Genomic DNA, 21,900 nt, shown 5'->3' with positions numbered 1-21,900 from the left:
TCCGTCAGCTCTCTGCCGACAGCAGCGGCTGCCAGACCCGGACGGCGAGTTCGGAGAACTCCTGGACGTTCAGCCGCCGCAACGGTGCGTGCGGGCCGTAGACCAGGCAGTAGGCGTCGTCGTCGCGCTCGGCGAACTTGCCGGCCCACTCCTGATCCTCGGCGTCGTCGAGGGCGAAGCGGTGGTCGGCCCCGGTGACCAGCTTGCTCGCGTACCGCTCGGCGGTGGCGACCGGCAGCGGCAGCGGCCGGCGCAGACCCTCGTCGCGCAGGGCGATCAGGTCGGCGAGGATCGCGCACCCGGCGTCCGGCTCCACCGGGCCGAGCACACGCCGGGCGGCGCGGTTGCCGCGGCGGCCGACCACGGTGCCGCGCCACTTCTCGTCCGGGTGCATCGCGAGCAGCGCCAACAGCTCGATCCACGCCGACAACCGCTGCTTCGGCTTGAGCGAGGAGTACTCGACCCGCAGGAACTCGACCCCGCGGACGCCGCTCACGGTGCCGGTCAGCCGCCGGGGGACACCGGCGACGCGGAGCTCGACGTCGATGTCGACGATCCGCGGCTCGGTGCCGAGCTCGTCGGCGACCAGCGCGGTGATGGCGTCGACCCGCGAGCCGACCTTGCTCAGCACGCGCCGCCCCAGCGCGCCCGGTGGCAGGGAGCCGCGGCGCAGCTCGAGCGCGCAGCACACGTCGATCGGGACGCCCCGCAGCCGCTGGCGCAGGAGGCGGTCGCCGATCGCCCACTCGCTCAGCCCGTCGAGCTCGATCGGCAGGGCGTCCGGGGGATCGGTGTCCTCGTCCGGGAACCCGAGCTCCAGACGCTGGCGCAGGAACCCGCGGGCCGGGTGGGTGAGCAGCCGGATCAGATCGGTGAGCTCGACCGGCCCCGGTTCGCACGGCGGCAGGACGCCGTCGACCAGTTCGCGCGCCGCCGTCCGCGGTGCGAGCAGCGCCCGGGCGCCGGCCAGGGCGGCGCGGTCGAAGCTGATCGGGCGTCGGGCCGGGGCGGGAGCGCCCGGCAGGTCGACGCCGAAGTTGCGAGGGTCGAACACCTGCAGTGGATGACGGACCGTCACGTGCTCGGCGACCGGGCGGCCGTCGGCGGTCCGCGCCACCCCGTCGAGGGCGTCGAGGAGTTCGCCGACCGGCACCGCCGGCGGGATCGGGGCGCCCGAGCGCTCGTCCGCTCCCGTGTACAGCACGATCAGGTGCTCCCCGGCGGCACCGACGGCGTCGAGCAGCAGCTGCCGGTCCTCGCTGCGGGGGTCGCGTTCGCCGGGGCGCGGGGCGCGGGCGAGCAGGTCGTCGCCGTCGACCACGCCGGCCCGCGGGAAGGTGCCGTCGTCGAGGCCGAGCAGGACGATCACCCGGTGCGGCACCGAGCGCATCGGCACCATCGTGCAGACGGTCAGCGTGCCGGTGCGGAAGCTCGCGCGGGTGGGCCGCCCGGCCAGTCGCCCGGCGAGCAGCGCCGCGACGTCGCCGGGCGTGAGGGGCGTGGCCGAGCCGCCCGCGGCGTCGCGCAGGTCTTCGAGCTCGGACGCGAGCGACACCGTCTGCCACGCCTCGCCGGGCCCGGGCGCGGACAGCGACAGGACCGCGTCGAGGAGCAGGTCCACCCACTCGTCGATCGGGTGCGGCTGTGCGATGGCGGTCAGCGCGTGCCCGAGCCGGTCGACGAGTTCGGCGAACCGGCCGGCCAGGCCGATCTTCGCGGAGTCGACGTCGTCGAGCGGCACGGCCTCGCCGAGCCAGGTCTGCCCGGCCTCCATGGCCACGCCGAGCAGGAGTCGGTCCAGCCCGTCCCGCCAGGTCCCCTGCGCGGTCGGCAGCGCGTACCGGCGGCGGTGCGTCGCGTCGACGCCCCAGCAGATCCGTGCCTCGGCGACCCAGTCGGCCAGGCGCTCGGAGTCCTCGGCGTCGAAGCCGAACCGGCGCCGGACCGGCGCCGTCGCCGCGAGGTCGAGCACCGCCGCGGCGGTCACCCGGCCGCGCGCGAGGTCGAGCAGCGTCGCCAGCGTCCCGAACAGCGGGTTCGCCTGCCGCAGCGCCCGGTCGGCCAGGCGGACCCGCAGGCCCGCGGCCGGGTGCCCGGCGCTGCCGTCGGCCCCCTCGGCCTCGCGCTCGGCGAAGGCTGCGGCCACGAGCGGCGCGAACTGCTCGATGTCCGGGCACATCACGAGGATGTCGCGCGGCTGCAGGGTCGGGTCGGCCGCGAGGCGTTCGAGCACGGTCTCCCGGAGCACCTCGACCTGCCGCGCCCGGCCGTGGCACGCGTGCACGACGACCGAGTGGTCGTCGGCGGCGAGCAGCGGGCGCTCCGCCGGGGCGGGCACGCGATCGGCCGCCAGCGCGTCCTGCAGCCGCCCGAGCAGGCGGTCGGGGCGCGGGGGAGCGGGGTGCTCGACGTCGCCGTGCCCGGGCGCGACCTGAGCGAGCCGGGCCTGCAGACCGCGCACGTCGCGCGACATCGACCGCAGGAGGGGGTGCCGCGGGCCGTCCCCGGCCGCGACGGCCGCCCACAGCGCGGGTGAGGCGTGCTGGACCCAGAGCCGGATCTCACGCCGTTGCGCCAACGTCGCGAGCACCCGCAGGCGCGTCCGGGAGAGCCGGTTGAGCCCGAACACCGAGAACCGCTCGGGCAGCGCGGCGCACTCGGGCTCGTCGGCGAGCCGGACCAGGGCCTCCTCCAACCGCTCGGCGGGCGAGGGGACGCCGATCTCGGCCCGCAGCCGCCGCCACAGCGGCGGCTGCCAGGCGAGGTCCGCCGGGACGGGCGTGCCGTCGTCGGTCTCGTCCCGGCCGGCGGCCCAGCACTGGATCAGCTCCGGCCGTTCCTGCCCGTAGGTGGCGAATAGGGCGGCCAGCCGGGCCGCGACCGCGTACCGGCGGTCGCCGCCGGCGAGGTGGGCCTCGATGCGGTCCCCGGCCCCGCCCGCGTCGAGGATCCGCAGCAGCGGCCACACCGCCCGCTCCGGCGCCCACGGGTCCGCGGAGGCGCCGTCGTCCCCGGTCGAGGGGCCGGCGGGCACCCCACCGCCCGCGGCCCGCAGGGCGTCGTCGAGCAGTCGGGTGGGGGAGGAGAACACGACGTTCGCGCAGATGCCCGCCCCGTCCGGACCGGCACCGAGGACGTGGGAGAGGCGCTGCGCGAGCCAGCGTTCGACGCCCTTGGCCGGCACCGCGACGATCTCGGGTGCGAACGGATCGCCGACGGGCACCGCCAGATGCCGGCCCAGCTCGGCGACGAGGACGTCCGCGCTCGCGGACCGGTGCACGTGGAGCATCGCGGGCCTACCTTCTCAGCCGGCACCGACAGCGACCAACCGCGCCGGCAGACCGCGCCGGCAGACCGCGCTGGCAGGATGGCCCGGATGCGGCTGCCGGACGACCTCGTCACGCCCTGCCTCGTCGTGGACGCCGACCGGATGGCGGCGAACATCGCGGCGATGGCGGCCCTCGCGACCGAGCGGGGCCTGGCGCTGCGGCCGCACGCGAAGACCCACAAGTGCCTGCCGATCGCCGCGCAGCAGCTCGCCGCCGGCGCACAGGGGCTCACGGTGGCCACCGTCGCCGAGGCGGAGATCTTCGCGGCCGGCGGTGCGGACGACCTCTTCGTCGCGTACCCGATCTGGGCGGACGCGGCCCGGGGCGCGCGCCTGGCCGCCCTGGCCGAGCGGGTCGCCCTGCGCGTCGGGGTCGGCTCCGCCGAGGGCGCGGCCGCGCTCGCTCGCGCCGTCCCGGGCCTCGAGGTGCTCGTCGAGATCGACAGCGGCCACCACCGGACCGGGGTCGCTCCGGCCGACGCGGGGGCCGTCGCCGGCGCCGCCGAGCGGGCGGGGCTGCGCGTCCGCGGCGTCTTCACCTTCCCCGGCCACTCCTACGCCCCCGGGGCGCCCGGTGCGGCGGCGGCCGACGAGGCCACGGCCCTCGCCGCCGCGGCCGAGTCCCTGGCGGCCGCCGGGATCGAGCCCGCAGTGCGCAGCGGCGGGTCCACGCCGAGTGCCGCCCACACCGGGGCGGGCGTGACCGAGCTCCGGCCCGGCGTCTACGTCTTCGGCGACGCCCAGCAGCTCGAGCTCGGCACGATCGACGAGGGTGGGCTCGCGCTCGTCGCGGCCGGGACGGTGGTGAGCCGGGCCCCCGGCCGGGTGGTCCTGGACGCCGGCAGCAAGGTCCTCGGGGCCGACCGCCCGGCGTGGACGAGCGGGTTCGGGCGGGTGCCCGGACACCCCGACGCGCGGGTCGTCGCGCTCTCGGAGCACCACGCGACCGTGACCTGGCCGACCGGCCCGCCGCCCGAGTTGGGCGAGATCGTCCCGGTCGCGCCGAACCACGTGTGCGCCGCGGTGAATCTGGCCGCTGAGCTGGTCGTCTGTCGCGACGGAGTGGTCGTGGACACCTGGCCCGTGGCCGCGCGGGGCGCCAACACCTGACCTGGCAGCCACCTGTGAGCTGGGCCTGATTTCGGCCCGGAACTGAACCGTCACGCAGTGCGGTGCGTCCTAACCGGGACAACGAGGACAGGCCGGGGGGCCTGCACGTGACGGGGGCCTGCCATCGTGATCCGAGTCCGTACGACCACGCCGTCGATCGGCGCGACCGGACTCGCGGTCGCCGGCCTGGTCGGCGCCCTGGTGACGGGGCTGACTGTCGGCCTCACACCCGCGGCCGCCGCCCCCAGCGTCGCGTCGACGGTCGCGGACGGCCGGTACATCGTCAGCTTCACCGAGGCGGCGACCGCGGCTGACGTCGCCGCCGCTCGGGAGCGGGCCGTCGCGGACGGTGCGCAGATCCTCTACGACTACGGCACCGCGCTCGCCGGGTTCGCCGCCGTGCTCCCCGACAACGCGCGCGCGGACCTCGTCGCCGACCCGTCGGTGGCGGCCGTCGAGCCGGACGAGGTCATCAGCATCGACTCGACCCAGAGCAACCCCACGGCCGGTCTCGACCGGATCGACCAGCGCGGGAAGAAGCTCAACGGCAAGTACCAGTACACGGCCACCGGCAAGGGCGTCACCGCCTACGTCATCGACACCGGCGTGATGGCGTCGCACTCGGAGTTCGGCGGCCGCGTCCAGGCGGGCCGGACCTTCACCTCGTCCCCGGCCACCACGGACTGCGGCGAGGGTCACGGCACCCACGTCGCCGGGCTGCTCGGCGGCAAGCACTACGGCGTGGCCAAGTCGGTGACGATCGTTCCGGTCAAGGTCTTCGGGTGCGGCGGCGCCGCCAGCGTCTCGACGGTGATCGCCGGTATCGACTGGGCGGCCGCGGACGCGAAGAAGCGCTCCGGCCCCGCCGTCGCCAACCTCAGCGCGGGCGTCGACAAGAGCGTGGGCCGCGGCCTCGAGCGCGCGGTCAAGAACGCGATCTCCTCCGGCCTGACGTTCGTCACCGCGGCCGGCAACGACGGTGGGAGCGCCTGCTCGCAGTCACCCGCGCGGGTCGGCCCGGCCATCACGGTCGGTGCGGTGAACCGGAACGACAGCCGGGCCGGGTTCTCCAACTACGGCACGTGCGTGGACCTGTTCGCCCCGGGCGTCTCCGTGCGCTCGGCGGGCATCGGCTCGAACTCCGACACCGCGGTCAAGGACGGCACCTCGATGGCCGCCCCGCTGGTCACCGGCGTCGTCGCGACCTTCCTGGAGCGGTACCCGACCGCGAGTGTCGCGAAGGTCCGGGCGGCTCTGTTCGACGCCACCACCAAGGGCAAACTGAGCGGGATCGGCTCCTCGCCGAACCGGCTCCTCTACTCGAAGCTGAAGATCGTCAACCGCGCGCCGAAGGTCAGCGCCCTCGGCGCGGCGCTGCCGGGCAAGGGGCGCACCGTGAACACCGGTTCGGTCCCGGTCACCGTCAGCTGGAAGGGCTCGGACCCCGACGGCACCGTCGTGCGGTACGAGATGCAGCGCAGCACCAACGGCGGCCGGACCTGGCGTTCCGTGGCGCTGCCGACGAAGAAGGCCCGTTCGGTGACGCTGAACCTGGGCAAGAGCGGCGGGCACCGCTTCCGCGTCCGCGCGGTCGACGACCTCGGCAAGCGCAGCGCCTGGCGGACCACGAACAAGATGCGGATCGCGATCGCCCAGCAGGGTTCGGCGAAGTTCCGCAAGACCTGGACGGCCGGCTCCGGCGCCGATCTCATGGGCGGTTCGAGCCGTAGCTCGGCGAACCGCGGCGGGGCGGCGACGTACAAGTTCAGCGGCCGCACGATCCGCTGGATCGGCACGACCGACCCGAACTACGGCAAGGCGAAGGTCTATCTCGACGGCAAGCTGGTGGCGACGGTCGACGCCTACTCGGCGACCCGGAAGACGTGCCGTGTGCTGTTCGCCAAGACGGTGAAGCCGGGTAAGCACACGCTCAAGATCGTGGTGCTCGGCAAGCACAGGGCGGCCTCCGGAGGCAATCGGGTGGACCTGGACGCGTTCGTGGTCACGAACTGATTCCGGGGTGCACCGGACATTCCTGACGAAGCGTCAGACCACTTGCGTGGTATGTCCGAATGGTCGTGTTCGGTGCTCGGGAAAGAGTGATCCAAGTGGTGGCGGGCGCAATCGGCGGGTTCCTAGCCTGAACCGGTGAAACGGACCCTGCCGGCGCCGCGCACCGCGGTCCTCGCGTTGCTGGCCGGCGCCCTCGTCGCGCCGGCCGTCGTCCCCGACCTCGCTCCGGCGAGCGCCGTGTCGGCGGCCGACACCGTGAGCGCCAAGCAGGCGAAGAACCGGTGGATCGTCCGCTTCGACCGCAACGCGACCGGCAAGCAGTTCCGCAACACCCGCGACGCCTCGCGCAAGCGCGGCGCGAAGATCCACCACCAGTACTCGCGGGTCTTCACCGGCTTCGCCGCCACGCTGACTCCCGCCGAGGTGAAGCGCCTCCGGAAGAACAAGGCCGTGCTCTCCGTCGAGCCGGACTACCAGGTGAAGGCGTTCGGGACGCAGTCCCCGGTCCCGAGCTGGGGTCTCGACCGGATCGATCAGGCGACGCTGCCGCTCTCGAACAGCTACACCTACTCGGCCACCGGCGCCGGTGTCACCGCCTACGTGCTCGACACCGGCATCCGGGCGAGCCACACCGACTTCGGCGGCCGCGTCGCCACCGGGTACTCCGTGATCTCCGACGGCCGCGGCACCGACGACTGCCACGGTCACGGCACCCACATCGCCGGCACGCTCGGGGGCGCCACCTACGGCGTCGCGAAGCAGGTGACCCTGGTGCCCGTCCGCGTCCTCAACTGCGCGGGCAACGGCACCTGGTCCGGCGTGATCGCCGGCGTCGACTGGGTCGCGCAGCGCGTGCGCACCGTCGGCGGACCCTCGGTCGCCACCATGAGCCTGGGCGGAGCGGCGTCCGCCGCGCTCGACAGCGCCGTCTCCAACGCGATCAACGCCGGCATCTCCTTCGTCGTGGCCGCGGGCAACAACGCGGGGAACGCCTGCAACCTCAGCCCCGCCCGGCTGCCGGCCGCGGTGACCGTGGGGGCCAGCACCCGCACGGACGTCCGGGCGAACTGGTCCAACTACGGCCCCTGCCTGGACCTGTTCGCCCCCGGCGAGGGCATCGTCTCGGCGGGCATCGCGAGCAGCACCGCGTCGATCAGCGGGAGCGGGACGTCCATGGCGGTCCCGCACGTCGCCGGCGTCATGGCGACCTACCTGCAGCAGCACCCGGCCGCCTCGCCGGCGACCGTGCGCAACGCGGTCGTGAACGCCGCGGGCGACGCCTTGTCCTCCCTCGGCTCCGGTTCCCCGGACCGCTTGCTCTCCAGCGTCCTCGGCGGGGGCACGCCCACCCCGACGCCCACCCCGACCCCGACGCCCACCCCGACCCCGACGCCCACCCCCACGCCGACCCCGGTGCCCACGTCGACGCCGGTCCCGACGCCGACGCCGACCCCGGTGCCCACGTCGACGCCGGTCCCGACACCCACGCCGGTCCCGACGCCGACGCCGACCCCGGTTCCCACCCCGACGCCGACCCCGACGCCGACTCCCACCCCGACTCCCACCCCGACTCCCACCCCGACGCCCACGTCCAACGCCGCTCCGGTGGCGACGCCGCCGGCGGTGGTGCTCGGGCCGGCGGGGGACCAGATCGGCGTCTCGGGAGTGCCGCTGCGGGTGAGCTGGGCGGCGACCGACGCCGACGGCGACCGCATCACCTCCTACACGCTGCAGCACTCCACGGACGACGGCTCGTCGTGGACGACCGTCGGGTTGCCGAACCCGAGTGCCACGTCGGCGACGGTCACGGTGACCGGCACCAGCAACCAGTTCCGCGTCCGCGCGGCCGACGAGCGCGGTGCGGTCGGCAACTACGCCGCGGGACCGAAGCTGACGGTCACGCGCTCCGAACAGGGCGCGGCCACGACCTCGCCGTCGACGAACTGGGCGACGGTGAACTACGGCGACCTGTCCGGGGGCTCGCTGACGCAGGCGAGCAAGGCCGGCTCGGTGGCGACGTTCACCTTCACCGGCACACAGATCGCGTGGATCGGGACCTGGTCGCCGAACCGCGGCCGCGCCGAGGTGATTCTCGACGGTGTCAGCCAGGGCGTGATCGACAGCTACTCGGCCGAGTTGTCGACCCGCCGGATCCTGTTCAGCAAGACCGTGCCGGCGGGCAGCCACACGTTGGTGATCCGGGTGCTCGGCGCGCGGGACTCGCGCTCCAGCGGCACCTACGTCGACATGGACGCGTTCGTGACAGTGCGCTAGCCGGAGGACGAGCACGAGTACGTGCCGCCCCGCCCGGGCGGCAGCAGCAAGGACGGACGGGGGGTCCGGATGACGGAGCGTCAGAGCGGGTGTCGGGGCTGGACTCGGCGCGCATCGGTGGTCGCGCTGAGCACGATCGTGGCCCTCGGGTCATCCGCCCTGCCGGCGGTCGCCGCCGACGGTCCGAACCCGGCCGCGCCCGAGGTGGCGGCGGGGGAGGGCAACGGCGGCGAACGCATCCCGGACCGGTACCTGGTGGTCTTCAAACGGGGGACCGACCTCGACCACATCCGTGAGGTCCAGCGCCTGGCCGTCGCGAAGGGCGGGCGCATCCACGCGGAGTACACCCAGGCGCTGCGCGGCTTCGGCGCCACCCTGCCCAAGGCGGCGCTGACCGCGGTCAAGGCCGACGCCGCGATCCGTTTCGTCGAGCCTGACCGCACCCTCGAGATCGCGTCCACCCAGACCCCGGTCCCGACCTGGGGCCTCGACCGGATCGACCAGCGCCCGCGCCGTCTCGACAACCGGTACGGCTACGAGGCGACCGGGACCGGCGTCACGGTCTTCGTCGTCGACACCGGGATCCGCAGCACCCACCGGGAGTTCGGCGGCCGGGTCGGCACCGGGTACTCGGTGATCTCCGACGGCCGCGGGACCGAGGACTGCAACGGTCACGGCACGCACACCGCGGCGACGGTCGGGGGAAAGACCTTCGGCGTCGCCAAGAACGTGACGCTCGTGCCGGTCCGTGTCCTGGGCTGTTCCGGCGGGGGGAGCGCGATCAACCTCGTCGACGGGATCGACTGGGTGGTCGCCCAGGTGGCGAGCCTCCCGCGCAACGCCGTCATCAACATGAGCTTGGGCCAGGACAACGGCTCCGCGGCGATCGACGCGGCCGTCACCGCCGCCGTCGCGGCCGGCATCCCGGTGATCGCGGCCGCCGGCAACCAGGGCGGCGACGCGTGCAAGCCCTCGCCGGCCCGGGTGAGCGAGGTCATCACGGTGGGCGCCACCACCGCCGACGACCAGCGCGCCTCGTTCTCCAACGGCGGTTCCTGCGTGGACGTCTGGGCCCCCGGAGCGTCCATCAAGTCCGCCGACAACGCCTCGGACTCCGCGACCTACACGCTGTCGGGCACGTCGATGGCCGCTCCGCACGTGGCGGGGGCGGCCGCGCTCCATCTGGAACGCTTCCCCGACGCGACACCCGCGCAGGTGCGCGCCGCGATCGTGTCGACCGCGACCTCGGGTGCGCTCTCCAAGCTCGGGTCGGGTTCGCCGAACAAGCTTCTCTACGCGCCCGCGCTCGGCGGGTTGGCGAACCGTGGCCCGACCTCGCGGGGTCCCGTCCCCGCGCTGACGGGTGGTCAGGTCAGCACGGCCGGGGAGGTCCCCGTCCGCGTCACCGCGGCGGACGTCTTCGACCCCGAGGGCGACAACCTCGGCGGCTCGCAGCTGCAGATGAGCCGGGACGGCGGCAGCACCTGGACCGACGTCGCGCTGCCCTCGTCCCGGGCGACGGCTGCCACCGTGCGCGTCCCGGCCACGAAGGCGCTGCGCTTCCGGATCCGCTTCACCGACGTGGCCGGCAGCCTGGGGGACTGGGTGACGGGGCCGACGCGCTCGCTCGCCGTGCGGTCCCAGACCAGCGGCGCCAAGTTCCCCAAAGCCGGCAAGTGGAAGACCGCGAAGTCCTCGGCGGCGCTGGGTGGGTCGGTCAAGCAGACCAGTCGCAAGGGCGCGACGGCGACGTTCACCTTCACCGGCACGTCGGCGAGCTGGATCGCGACGATGGCCCGCAACCGGGGCAAGGCCGCGGTCTACGTGGACGGCAAGAAGATCGCGGTGATCGACCTGTACTCGAAGTCGTCGACCTCGCGCCGGACCGCCTTCTACGTGCACGGCCTCAAGGCCGGCAAGCACACGGTGAAGATCGTCGCCCTCGGCACGAAACGCAAGGCCGCGAAGGGCAAGCGGATCGACGTCGACGGCTGGGCGTCAATCTCCTGACGGCCGGCCGGGCAACACTTTCGTCGCGGCGAGTCCGGCGGTCTCGGGGCCGCCGCCGACGTAGCGGGCGAACTCGTCCACCCAGGCCGCGAGGCGGGAGCCGGAGGTCAGCAGGGCGCCCCAGTGCCCGGTGTCGATCGTCCGCCACCAGGCCGCGGGCGCGGAGTCCAGGCCGGCGGCGGCGAGCGCGGGGCTGACGTACCGATCGCGCAGGGGGACGACGAACTGCACCGGCACCGCGGCCGGCTGCGGGTCCCGGCGGGTGCGGCGGCCCAGCCGGGCGGGCAGGTTCGCCCGGTAGAGGTTGAGACCGGCGACCGCGTCCTCGGTGAGCGTCGGGGCGACGTGGACCGTGGCCGGCGGGATGTCCTCGGTGCGCCGGAGGCGGCGGACCCAGCGCGGCCCCAGGGCCCGGCGCCAGGCGGCCTCCGGCAGCCGCGGGACCTGGAACATCCCGACGTACCAGGAGCGGGCCTGCTGGCGCAGCAGCGGCGCGATCCGCCGCGGCGTCGGGTGGCTCCACCGCGCCTGCGTCCAGGCGGCGACCTGGTCCAGCCCCGGCCCGGACACGGTCGTGTACGAGGCGATCCACTCCGCCGCGTCCGGCGCGGTGACCGCGTCCCAGCCGGTGATCGACCCCCAGTCGTGCCCGACGAGGTGCACGCGTCCGGTCACCCCGGCCGCCGCGACCACCGCGCGCGCGTCCGCGACCAGCGCGGACAACGCGTAGGCCGTCCGATCCGCCGGACGGTCGGACTCGCCCGCCCCGCGCACGTCGTACCGCAGCACGTGCCAGTCCGCCGACAGCGCGTCGGCCACGACGTCCCAGACGCGGTGCGTGTCCGGGTAGCCGTGGACGAGCAGCACGGCGGGACGGTCGGCCGGTCCCTCGGCCCAGGCCGCGAGCCGCACGCCGTCCGGGGCGCGGACCTCGAAGCGGTGCCTCACCCGGCCGCGGCGAGCCGGGTGGCGTACCGGTCCGCGAGTTCGCGCAGCGCGCCGGCGCAGTCCCCGGTGAAGGACGAGCCGTGCATGATCGCGAGCGTCCGCGGCTCGAGGTCGGCCAGTCGGCGGATCGTCGGCGCCGTCGTCGGCGTCAGGCAGGTCGAGGCGAACATCGTCTCGGCCTCGTCGGCCGGTTCGACGACGTCGGACGACACGACGGCGGGTCCGTTCCCGAGGTGGGAGAACAGGTCGCCGCAGAAGAGGGTCCCCGTCTCCTCCTCGTGGAGGACGCGCGCGTCCCACCCGTGGGGGACGTGCGGGGTGTCGAGGTGGCGCAGGCGCCGCCCGCCGAGGTCGAGCACCTCGCCGTCGGCCAGCGGCCGGGGCGCGCGGTCGCACAGATCGTTGAGCGAGACCATGCAGCCGAGGGCGCCGTGCGCCACCTGGGCCTGCGGCGCCGCCCCGAGGAAGCTGTTCATCGCCCCGCTCTCGTCGGCCTCCAGGTGCCCGAACGTGATCCACCGCAGCTCGGAGACCGGACGAACGGTCTCGATCGCGGCCGTCACCAACGGGAACATCCCGCGCGGGCCGGTGTGGAACAGGGCGGGCTCGTCGGCGTCGATCAGGAACTGGTTGAACGTGAAGCCGGTCGGTCCGATCTCGGGGACGAAGGTGGCGATCCGGTAGATCCGGTCGGCGATCTCGTCGATGGTGGTGCCGGGCGTGCTCTCCATGGTGCCCTCCTGGCCGCCCTCCTGGGCGATTGGGCTCGCTCGCGGTGCCAGCGCCATTAGTCTGGACCCAGGTCCGCACGGGCGCGCCATGTGTCCCCGGGTCCCAACTAGAGAGGCCGTCGCGGGAACCCAGTTCGGCTGGGGCCGCGTTCGTGCCGCGCGCCGCGAGGCGACCATCGCGCCACGGCGGACCTGCTGCTCCCGGGCCTCGGCCCGGGAGCAGCTCTGTTCTCGGGGCCGTCGGCGGCGGGGTCAGGCGTTGCGACCGTGCGTCCCGACCAGGCGCAGGACGTCGAGCGAGTCCGAGGTGATGCCGTCGACGCCGAGGTCGATCAGCGTCCGGGCCCGGGTGACGTCGTTCACCGTCCAGCACATGACGCGGTCGACCCGGTCCCGCAGGGCGGCCAGGACGCCGGCGGTGAGCAGGCCGTGCTTCACCGTGACGGCGTAGTCGGGGATGCGGTCCATCGCCAGCGCGGCCCGCAGCGCCGCCGGGTCGCCGATGGTGCGCCAGGTCCGGTAGCCGCCGGCGGCGAGGGCGGGCAGGGTCTCCCAGCCCTTCGTGCTCGCGTAGCACCGGGCGGGGTCCGGCCCGACCTCGAACAGTCGCTCGATCAGGGCGTGTGCGGCCGGCCCCCGGTCGACCTTGAGGTCGATCAGCACCTCCGCCTCCGCGGGCAGGGCGGCCACCGTTGCCGCGAGCGCCACCTCCGACGCGCCCCGGCGCCGCACGGTGAACCGGACCCGGTCCCGGCGCACGCGGGGGAGCAGGGGCGAGATCGGAAGGAAGTGCGAGCAGACGAGTTCGCCGCCGATCTCCTGGACGTCGATCTCGAACACCGTCGCGCCGGCCGCGGTCAGGGCGGCGATGCCGGTCGGCGCGGGTGGGGTCCGGTGAGCGATCGCGAGCACTGTGCCAACCTCCGCGAGGGTCGAGATCCGCCGCCGCCCCGCGCGCCGCACGTGCACGCGGACGGGGTAGGACAGACTTGCACCCGGGATCCGGGTCGTGGCACGGGAGGCGAGCACGCGGCGTGAACGAGACGCTCGCGCTGTTGGCTGCGTTCGCCCTGGTCCTGGCGTGCGGGGTGTTCGTCGCGGCCGAGTTCTCGTTCCTCTCGGTCAACCGCACGGCGATCGAGCAGAAGGCCCGCGACGGTGACAGCGGCGCGAAGGGCGTCCTCGCCGCACTGCAGGGGCTGACGACGCAGCTGTCCGGCGCGCAGGTCGGCATCACGCTGACCAACCTCGCGATCGGTTTCCTCGCCGAACCGGCGATCTCCGAACTGCTCGACGGTCCGCTGACCGACGCGGGGCTCTCGCAGAAGGCGGCCGAGGGCGTCGGCGCCGTGGTCGCGCTCACGCTGGCCACGATCGTGACGATGGTGCTCGGCGAGCTCGTGCCGCAGTACATCGCGCTCGCCCACCCCGAACCGGTCTCGCGCTTCGTGCAGCGCCCGATCCGGATCTTCACGCTGGCGACCAAGCCGCTGTCGGGCGGCCTGAACGTCGTCGCCAACCGCGTGGTCCGTGCGTTCGGGGTGGAGCCGACCGAGGAACTGGCGCACGCGCGCAACCCTGAGGAGCTGGTCTTCCTCGTCCAGCGCTCGGCCGAGCAGGGGACGCTCCAGGAGCCGACCGCGGACCTGCTGCGCAAGGTCCTGACCTTCGACGACCTGCGCGCCTCCGACGTCATGACCCCGCGGACCCGCGTGTCCACCGTGCCGGCCACGGCGACGGTCACCGAGCTGCTGGAGACCGCTCGCGAGACCGGCCGCACCCGTTATCCGGTGGTCGGCGCGACCGTGGACGACGTCCGCGGCGTGGTCAGCCTCTTCGACGCCTTCGCCGTCCCCGCCGCGGCCCGGGACACCACGCCGGTGGGCCGGATCGCCACCGAACCGCACCTGGTGCCGTCCGTCCTGCCGGTCGACGACCTGCTCGCCGGCCTGCTCGGGCAGTCCGCCCAGCTGGCGATCGTGCTCGACGAGTTCGGCGGGCTGGACGGCGTCGTGAGCCTGGAGGACCTGGTCGAGGAGCTGGTCGGCGACGTCGTCGACGAGCACGACCCCGACAGCGGTGGGGAGCCCGAGTCCGGCCCGCACGACCCGGGAGAGCCGTGGGTGGTCTCCGGCCTGCTCCGGCCCGACGAGGTGCGTGAGCTGACCGGTGTCGAGATCCCCGACGGCGGGATCGTCTACGAGACGCTCGGCGGCCTCGTCCTCGCGACGCTCGGCCGCGTGCCCGTCGCGGGGGACACGGTGACCGTCGCGGGCGTCGATCTCACCGTCCTCACGATGGACGGCCGCCGCGTCGACCGCGTCGAGATCCGGCCGGCGGAACCGGTCGACCCCGACGCCCCGCCCGAGCCCGGGAACGGCGCCGAGGCGGCCACCGGCCGTGAGGGCGCGCGCTCATGAGCGGCACCGGCGGCATCGTCGCGGCGCTGGTCCTGCTGCTGGCCAACGCATTCTTCGTCGGCGCCTCGTTCGCGCTCGTCTCCGCCCGGCGCTCGCAGGTCGAGCCGGCCGCCAACGCCGGCTCCCGGCGGGCCGTCCGGACGCTCGCCGCGATGGACCGGCTGCCGCAGATGATGGCCGGGGCCCAGCTGGGCATCACGATCTGCTCGGTCGGCCTCGGCGCCCTGGCCGAACCCGCGATCGCGCACCTGCTGGAGGGGCCGGTCGAGGACGCGGGTCTGCCGCACGGCGCGGTCCACCCGGTGGCGTTCTCCGTGGCGTTGCTGCTGGTCGTGCTGGCGCACGTCCTGATCGGCGAGATGGTCCCGAAGAACTTCACGCTGGCCGTGCCCGACCGTGCCGCGGTGCTGCTCGGACCACCGCTCGCGACGTTCTCGCGCGCGTTCTCCGTCGTGCTCGCGCTGGTCCGGGGCATGGCGGCGGCGGTGATGTGGGCGCTGCGGATCCGGCCGTCCGACCACGTCGACAGCGCGTACGGCCTGCACGAGGTCGCCGAGATCGCCGCCGAGTCCCATCGCGAGGGACTGATCGACGACGAGGAGTACGGGCGCATGGCCCGGGCCCTCGACTTCACGGCCATGACCGCCGCGGACGTGCGCATCCCGCGCGAACGCCTCCACACGCTCGCGGAGGGCGCCTCCGCGGCCGAGCTCGAGGCGCTGGCCGCGCGCACCCGACACATGCGCTTCCCGGTGCTGGACGGCGCCGGGGTCCCGATCGGCTACGTCCACGCCAAGGACCTCCTGGTCGCGGGGGACCTCGGCGGCGGGGTCCCCATCGCACCCGCGGTCCGTCCGATGCCGTCCGTCGCCTCCGACACCCCCCTGCCCGACGTCCTGGCCCAGCTGCGGGGCGATCGCGCCCCGATGGCGACCGTCGTCGGGGCCGGGGGAGTCGGGTCCGGGGGAGTCGAGGGCCGGGAAGTCGAGGGCGTGCTCACCCTCGACGACGTCGTCGTGGCCCTGATCCGGGCCGGCGCTCCGACTCGTCCGGCTTAACCCGAAAAATCGGCCCGCGTCCAGAGCCGGCCGGCGCCCTCGAGGAGCGGTGAGGACCCGGAAACGCTGACGATGCGTCAGGTGCATGATCGCGAAAACCGGCCTCTGACCTGCGCAAACGCACCTCGCGGCGCGCGTCACACCGGAAATGGGTTTCCCGATTTGACTCCCTCGGAGGGGTTCCCTAATGTTCTCGACGTCGCCCCGCACGGAGCAACGGACACCGAGTCTCGGTGGCCGGTCCGCAGGGTGAACCTCCCCGAACGTCGGAGACCGATCCGGGAAACCGGAGCCGGTCGATTTCGGCGCGCGGGAAGGGATTGGAAAACCGCTCGATTTGACGGCGATCCAATCGATGTGTAGGTTAGGCGAGTTGCCCTGACGCAGGTCGAGAGACCGAACTCGGTGAGCATTCGCAACTTGAGAACTCAACAGCGTGCCGAAAGTCAATGCCAAATAACCCCGTTGGCTTCAGGCTTCGCCAGGTCCATCCGGCCCTGGTGATCTGAAGCGAAAACGGATTCCTTTGGTTGTCGAGCTGACTTCGTCAGTGGGTCAGATCTCGACTGCCAGGACACTTTGTTGTGTCAGTGGCTCCCCTTCGCCGGGAAGCCACAACTAAAAGACATCAACGGAGAGTTTGATCCTGGCTCAGGACGAACGCTGGCGGCGTGCTTAACACATGCAAGTCGAACGGTGAACCACCTTCGGGTGGGGATCAGTGGCGAACGGGTGAGTAACACGTGGGCAACCTGCCCCTAGCTCTGGGATAACTCCGGGAAACCGGAGCTAATACCGGATATGACATCGAGCGGCATCGCTCGATGTGGAAAGTTTTTCGGCTAGGGATGGGCCCGCGGCCTATCAGCTTGTTGGTGGGGTAACGGCCTACCAAGGCGACGACGGGTAGCCGGCCTGAGAGGGCGACCGGCCACACTGGGACTGAGACACGGCCCAGACTCCTACGGGAGGCAGCAGTGGGGAATATTGCGCAATGGGCGAAAGCCTGACGCAGCGACGCCGCGTGAGGGACGAAGGCCTTCGGGTCGTAAACCTCTTTCAGCAGGGACGAAGCGAAAGTGACGGTACCTGCAGAAGAAGCACCGGCTAACTACGTGCCAGCAGCCGCGGTAATACGTAGGGTGCAAGCGTTGTCCGGAATTATTGGGCGTAAAGAGCTCGTAGGCGGCTTGTCACGTCTGCTGTGAAAACTCGGGGCTCAACCCCGAGCCTGCAGTGGATACGGGCTAGCTAGAGTGCGGTAGGGGAGACTGGAATTCCTGGTGTAGCGGTGAAATGCGCAGATATCAGGAGGAACACCGGTGGCGAAGGCGGGTCTCTGGACCGATACTGACGCTGAGGAGCGAAAGCGTGGGGAGCGAACAGGATTAGATACCCTGGTAGTCCACGCCGTAAACGTTGGGCGCTAGGTGTGGGGATCTTTCCACGATCTCCGTGCCGCAGCTAACGCATTAAGCGCCCCGCCTGGGGAGTACGGCCGCAAGGCTAAAACTCAAAGGAATTGACGGGGGCCCGCACAAGCGGCGGAGCATGTGGCTTAATTCGACGCAACGCGAAGAACCTTACCAAGGCTTGACATATAGGGAAAACTGGCAGAGATGTCAGGTCCGCAAGGGCCCTATACAGGTGGTGCATGGTTGTCGTCAGCTCGTGTCGTGAGATGTTGGGTTAAGTCCCGCAACGAGCGCAACCCTCGTTCTATGTTGCCAGCGCGTAATGGCGGGGACTCATAGGAGACTGCCGGGGTCAACTCGGAGGAAGGTGGGGATGACGTCAAATCATCATGCCCCTTATGTCTTGGGCTGCACACATGCTACAATGGCCGGTACAAAGGGCTGCGATACCGCAAGGTGGAGCGAATCCCAAAAAGCCGGTCTCAGTTCGGATTGGGGTCTGCAACTCGACCCCATGAAGTCGGAGTCGCTAGTAATCGCAGATCAGCAACGCTGCGGTGAATACGTTCCCGGGCCTTGTACACACCGCCCGTCACGTCACGAAAGTCGGTAACACCCGAAGCCGGTGGCCCAACCCTTGTGGAGGGAGCCGTCGAAGGTGGGACTGGCGATTGGGACGAAGTCGTAACAAGGTAGCCGTACCGGAAGGTGCGGCTGGATCACCTCCTTTCTAAGGAGCATCTGCCGACCACCCCTCGGGTGGCCGGCCAGAGCCACTTCAGTGGACGCACGTTCCACGGTGGTTTGCTCATGGGTGGAACATTGACCAGTAGGCCGGTGACCTCACCAACCCCAAGTACAACCGCCTTGTGCGGAGTGGAACGGGCGTCGGAGAGGAAGCCGGCCCAGGCACGCTGTTGGGTCCTGAAGGGGCGGGTATTCACCCACTCCTTTTCGGGCCGCCAGGCACGCACGTAAGGCTCCGCTGGTCGGAGTACACGGCGAGGAAGCCGGCGGGATCGCCCGTACCTTGAGAACTGCACAGTGGACGCGAGCATCTTATCTTTGTGGCCAAGTTAGTAAGGGCGCACGGTGGATGCCTTGGCACCAGGAGCCGAAGAAGGACGTAGGAGGCTGCGATAAGCCTCGGGGAGCTGCCAACCGAGCTGTGATCCGAGGATTTCCGAATGGGGAAACCCGGCAGGAGTCATGTCCTGTCACCACTGCCTGAACACATAGGGCAGTCGGAGGGAACGTGGGGAAGTGAAACATCTCAGTACCCACAGGAAGAGAAAACAACAGTGATTCCGTCAGTAGTGGCGAGCGAACGCGGAACAGGCCAAACCAGATACGTGTGATAGCCGGCAGGCGTTGCGTATCCGGGGTTGTGGGACCATTCGGTCAGATCTGCCGGTCTGACACGGAGTAAGAAATCACATTCATAGGTGAAGGCCATGCGAAAGGGCCGGCACAGAAGGTAACACCCCTGTAACCGAAATGTTTGTGACTCCGGAGTGATATCCCAAGTAGCACGGGGCCCGAGAAATCCCGTGTGAATCCGGCGGGACCACCCGCTAAGCCTAAATACTCCCTGGTGACCGATAGCGGACAAGTACCGTGAGGGAAAGGTGAAAAGTACCCCGGGAGGGGAGTGAAATAGTACCTGAAACCGTGTGCCTACAAGCCGTGGGAGCGTCGTCGTGCAGCTTGCTGTACGGCCGTCACCGCGTGCCTTTTGAAGAATGAGCCTGCGAGTTAGCAGTGTGTGGCGAGGTTAACCCGTGTGGGGAAGCCGTAGCGAAAGCGAGTCCGAATAGGGCGCCATAGTCGCATGCTCTAGACCCGAAGCGGAGTGATCTACCCATGGCCAGGTTGAAGCGCGGGTAAGACCGCGTGGAGGACCGAACCCACCAGGGTTGAAAACCTGGGGGATGAGCTGTGGGTAGGGGTGAAAGGCCAATCAAACTCCGTGATAGCTGGTTCTCCCCGAAATGCATTTAGGTGCAGCGTCGCGTGTTTCTTGCCGGAGGTAGAGCACTGGATGGTCTAGGGGGCCCACAAGCTTACTGAAATCAGCCAAACTCCGAATGCCGGTAAGTGAGAGCGCGGCAGTGAGACTGCGGGGGATAAGCTCCGTAGTCGAGAGGGAAACAGCCCAGAACACCAGCTAAGGCCCCTAAGCGTGTGCTAAGTGGGAAAGGATGTGGAGTTGCAGAGACAACCAGGAGGTTGGCTTAGAAGCAGCCACCCTTGAAAGAGTGCGTAATAGCTCACTGGTCAAGTGATTCCGCGCCGACAATGTAGCGGGGCTCAAGCACACCGCCGAAGCTGTGTCATTCAGCCGTAAGCCAGGCCTTCGTGGTCCAGGTGGCTGGATGGGTAGGGGAGCGTCGTGTGGCGAGTGAAGCGGCGGGGTGACCCAGCCGTGGACGCCACACGAGTGAGAATGCAGGCATGAGTAGCGAAAGAAGGGTGAGAAACCCTTCCGCCGAATGACCAAGGGTTCCTGGGCCAGGCTAATCCGCCCAGGGTAAGTCGGGACCTAAGGCGAGGCCGACAGGCGTAGTCGATGGACAACGGGTTGATATTCCCGTACCCGCTATGATGCGCCAATGCTGAACCCGTTGATGCTAAGCCCTTGAAGCCGGCGACTCTTCGGAGTCAATGGTGGAGACGGTGACCCAATTCGGTAGTAGGCAAGCAATGGGGTGACGCAGGAAGGTAGTCCAACCCGGGCGATGGTTGTCCCGGGGTAAGGGTGTAGGGCGAGATGTAGGCAAATCCGCATCTCACATAGCCTGAGACCCGATGCCGAGCCGTAAGGCGAAGTGGATAATCCTATGCTGCCGAGAAAAGCCTCTAGCGAGTGTCATGGCGGCCCGTACCCCAAACCGACTCAGGTGGTCAGGTAGAGAATACCAAGGCGATCGGGCGAACTGTGGTTAAGGAACTAGGCAAAATACCCCCGTAACTTCGGGAGAAGGGGGGCCGCGTGGGGTGATGGGACTTGCTCCCTGAGCTCCGTACGGCCGCAGAGACCAGCGAGAAGCGACTGTTTACTAAAAACACAGGTCCGTGCGAAGTCGCAAGACGATGTATACGGACTGACGCCTGCCCGGTGCTGGAACGTTAAGGGGACGGGTTAGCCTTTCGGGGCGAAGCTCAGAACTTAAGCGCCAGTAAACGGCGGTGGTAACTATAACCATCCTAAGGTAGCGAAATTCCTTGTCGGGTAAGTTCCGACCTGCACGAATGGCGTAACGACTTCTCGACTGTCTCAACCACAGGCCCGGCGAAATTGCACTACGAGTAAAGATGCTCGTTACGCGCAGCAGGACGGAAAGACCCCGGGACCTTTACTATAGTTTGGTATTGGTGATTGGTTCGGTTTGTGTAGGATAGGTGGGAGACTGTGAAGCTCGGACGCCAGTTCGGGTGGAGTCAACGTTGAAATACCACTCTGATCGTACTGATTATCTAACCTCGGTCCGTGATCCGGATCAGGGACAGTGCCTGATGGGTAGTTTAACTGGGGCGGTTGCCTCCCAAAATGTAACGGAGGCGCCCAAAGGTTCCCTCAGCCTGGTTGGCAATCAGGTGTCGAGTGCAAGTGCACAAGGGAGCTTGACTGTGAGACAGACATGTCGAGCAGGAGCGAAAGCTGGGACTAGTGATCCGGCGGTGGCTTGTGGAAGCGCCGTCGCTCAACGGATAAAAGGTACCCCGGGGATAACAGGCTGATCTTGCCCAAGAGTCCATATCGACGGCATGGTTTGGCACCTCGATGTCGGCTCGTCGCATCCTGGGGCTGGAGTAGGTCCCAAGGGTTGGGCTGTTCGCCCATTAAAGCGGTACGCGAGCTGGGTTTAGAACGTCGTGAGACAGTTCGGTCCCTATCCGCTGTGCGCGCAGGAGACTTGAGAAGGGCTGTCCCTAGTACGAGAGGACCGGGACGGACGAACCTCTGGTGTGCCAGTTGTTCCGCCAGGAGCACGGCTGGTTAGCTACGTTCGGAAGGGATAACCGCTGAAAGCATCTAAGCGGGAAGCTCGCTTCAAGATGAGGTCTCCCACAGGGTTAACCTGGTAAGGCCCCCAGCTAGACGACTGGGTTGATAGGCCGGATGTGGAAGCACGGCAACGTGTGAAGCTGACCGGTACTAATAGGCCGAGGACTTGACCACTCACTCTTCTCCGCCGGCAACGGCGAGAGATCGAGATTTTTGCTACGCGTCCACTGTGCGGTTCCCGAGATACGGTCGCCGCTCCCTCGAAATTTGAGGAGAGCGCCCATACATCTCAATAGAGTTTCGGCGGTCATAGCGAGGGGGAAACGCCCGGCTCCATTCCGAACCCGGAAGCTAAGCCCCTCAGCGCCGATGGTACTGCACTGGAGACGGTGTGGGAGAGTAGGACGCCGCCGGACATTCTTTCGATAAGGGCCACCCCAGCGGGGTGGCCCTTATCGCTTAACGGGAATGTCGAGTTGTGAGAACGAGGAGTCGTAGTGGCTGCGAATGACGGCCCGCCCCGCGGACGCGGGAATGCGGGCGGTGGTGCCCGGCGTGGCAACGGGCCGCAGGGCCAGGGTCAG

10 protein-coding genes and 3 rRNA genes are annotated in these 21,900 nt (G+C 70.1%); 9 read left to right on the top strand and 4 right to left on the bottom strand.

What is annotated here, in order from left to right:
* Positions 1-4: 4 nt before the first annotated feature.
* Positions 5-3,289: an exodeoxyribonuclease V subunit gamma gene (recC, locus tag ABD401_RS12600; RefSeq protein ID WP_344605166.1), complete on the bottom strand. Its 3,285-nt coding sequence runs from the start codon at positions 3,287-3,289 to the stop codon at positions 5-7.
* Positions 3,290-3,376: 87 nt separating this feature from the next.
* Here recC and ABD401_RS12595 point away from each other — a divergent pair, with 87 nt between their 5' ends.
* The 4 genes from ABD401_RS12595 (at position 3,377) to ABD401_RS12580 (ending at position 10,735) form a co-directional block, all read left to right on the top strand.
* Positions 3,377-4,438: an alanine racemase gene (locus tag ABD401_RS12595; RefSeq protein WP_344605164.1), complete on the top strand. Its 1,062-nt coding sequence runs from the start codon at positions 3,377-3,379 to the stop codon at positions 4,436-4,438.
* Positions 4,439-4,564: 126 nt separating this feature from the next.
* Positions 4,565-6,451, top strand: a complete 1,887-nt coding sequence (locus ABD401_RS12590) for a S8 family serine peptidase (RefSeq protein ID WP_344605162.1) — start codon at positions 4,565-4,567, stop codon at positions 6,449-6,451.
* 135 nt (positions 6,452-6,586) lie between these two features.
* On the top strand, positions 6,587-8,725 hold the full coding sequence (locus ABD401_RS12585; protein ID WP_344605160.1) for a S8 family serine peptidase: 2,139 nt from the start codon (positions 6,587-6,589) through the stop codon (positions 8,723-8,725).
* A 117-nt stretch (positions 8,726-8,842) separates the two neighbouring features.
* Positions 8,843-10,735, top strand: coding sequence for a S8 family peptidase (locus ABD401_RS12580; protein ID WP_344605158.1), 1,893 nt, complete (start codon positions 8,843-8,845; stop codon positions 10,733-10,735).
* Here the strand turns inward: ABD401_RS12580 and ABD401_RS12575 are convergent.
* The 3 genes from ABD401_RS12575 to ABD401_RS12565 form a co-directional block, all read right to left on the bottom strand.
* Positions 10,724-11,683: an alpha/beta fold hydrolase gene (locus tag ABD401_RS12575; RefSeq protein ID WP_344605156.1), complete on the bottom strand. Its 960-nt coding sequence runs from the start codon at positions 11,681-11,683 to the stop codon at positions 10,724-10,726. The genes ABD401_RS12580 and ABD401_RS12575 overlap by 12 nt on opposite strands.
* A complete protein-coding gene (locus ABD401_RS12570; protein WP_344605154.1) occupies positions 11,680-12,414 on the bottom strand; it encodes an oxygen-binding di-iron domain-containing protein in 735 nt (244 codons plus the stop codon). The genes ABD401_RS12575 and ABD401_RS12570 overlap by 4 nt, the downstream gene beginning before the upstream one ends.
* A gap of 252 nt (positions 12,415-12,666) precedes the next feature.
* Entirely contained in the window at positions 12,667-13,326 is a 660-nt protein-coding gene (locus ABD401_RS12565) for a glycerophosphodiester phosphodiesterase (RefSeq protein WP_344605153.1), read from the bottom strand.
* A gap of 122 nt (positions 13,327-13,448) precedes the next feature.
* Here ABD401_RS12565 and ABD401_RS12560 point away from each other — a divergent pair, with 122 nt between their 5' ends.
* The 5 genes from ABD401_RS12560 to rrf all read left to right on the top strand — a co-directional run bounded on the left by ABD401_RS12560 (position 13,449) and on the right by rrf (position 21,732).
* Positions 13,449-14,834: a hemolysin family protein gene (locus tag ABD401_RS12560; protein ID WP_344605151.1), complete on the top strand. Its 1,386-nt coding sequence runs from the start codon at positions 13,449-13,451 to the stop codon at positions 14,832-14,834.
* Complete coding sequence (locus ABD401_RS12555; RefSeq protein ID WP_344605149.1) at positions 14,831-15,892, top strand: CNNM domain-containing protein; 1,062 nt, start codon at positions 14,831-14,833, stop codon at positions 15,890-15,892. The genes ABD401_RS12560 and ABD401_RS12555 overlap by 4 nt, the downstream gene beginning before the upstream one ends.
* A 628-nt stretch (positions 15,893-16,520) precedes the next feature.
* Positions 16,521-18,037 (top strand): 16S ribosomal RNA (locus ABD401_RS12550).
* 339 nt (positions 18,038-18,376) lie between these two features.
* A 23S ribosomal RNA gene (locus tag ABD401_RS12545) occupies positions 18,377-21,490 on the top strand.
* Between the two features lie 125 nt (positions 21,491-21,615).
* Positions 21,616-21,732, top strand: a 5S ribosomal RNA gene (gene rrf / locus ABD401_RS12540).
* The 16S, 23S and 5S rRNA genes sit together here, the layout of an rRNA operon.
* Positions 21,733-21,900 lie beyond the last annotated feature (168 nt).

It is taken from the genome of Sporichthya brevicatena (assembly GCF_039525035.1).
In the GTDB taxonomy this organism is placed as follows: domain Bacteria; phylum Actinomycetota; class Actinomycetes; order Sporichthyales; family Sporichthyaceae; genus Sporichthya; species Sporichthya brevicatena.
The sequence above is the reverse complement of the archived record's forward strand: the minus strand, read 5'-3'. Positions and strand labels throughout refer to the sequence as shown.

Bases quoted from the DNA above. Each gene is read 5' to 3' on its own strand.
- recC (WP_344605166.1), bottom strand. From the start codon at position 3,289: ATGCTCCACGTGCACCGGTCCGCGAGCGCGGACGTCCTCGTCGCCGAG.
- ABD401_RS12595 (WP_344605164.1), top strand. From the start codon at position 3,377: ATGCGGCTGCCGGACGACCTCGTCACGCCCTGCCTCGTCGTGGACGCC.
- ABD401_RS12570 (WP_344605154.1), bottom strand. From the start codon at position 12,414: ATGGAGAGCACGCCCGGCACCACCATCGACGAGATCGCCGACCGGATC.
- ABD401_RS12555 (WP_344605149.1), top strand. From the start codon at position 14,831: ATGAGCGGCACCGGCGGCATCGTCGCGGCGCTGGTCCTGCTGCTGGCC.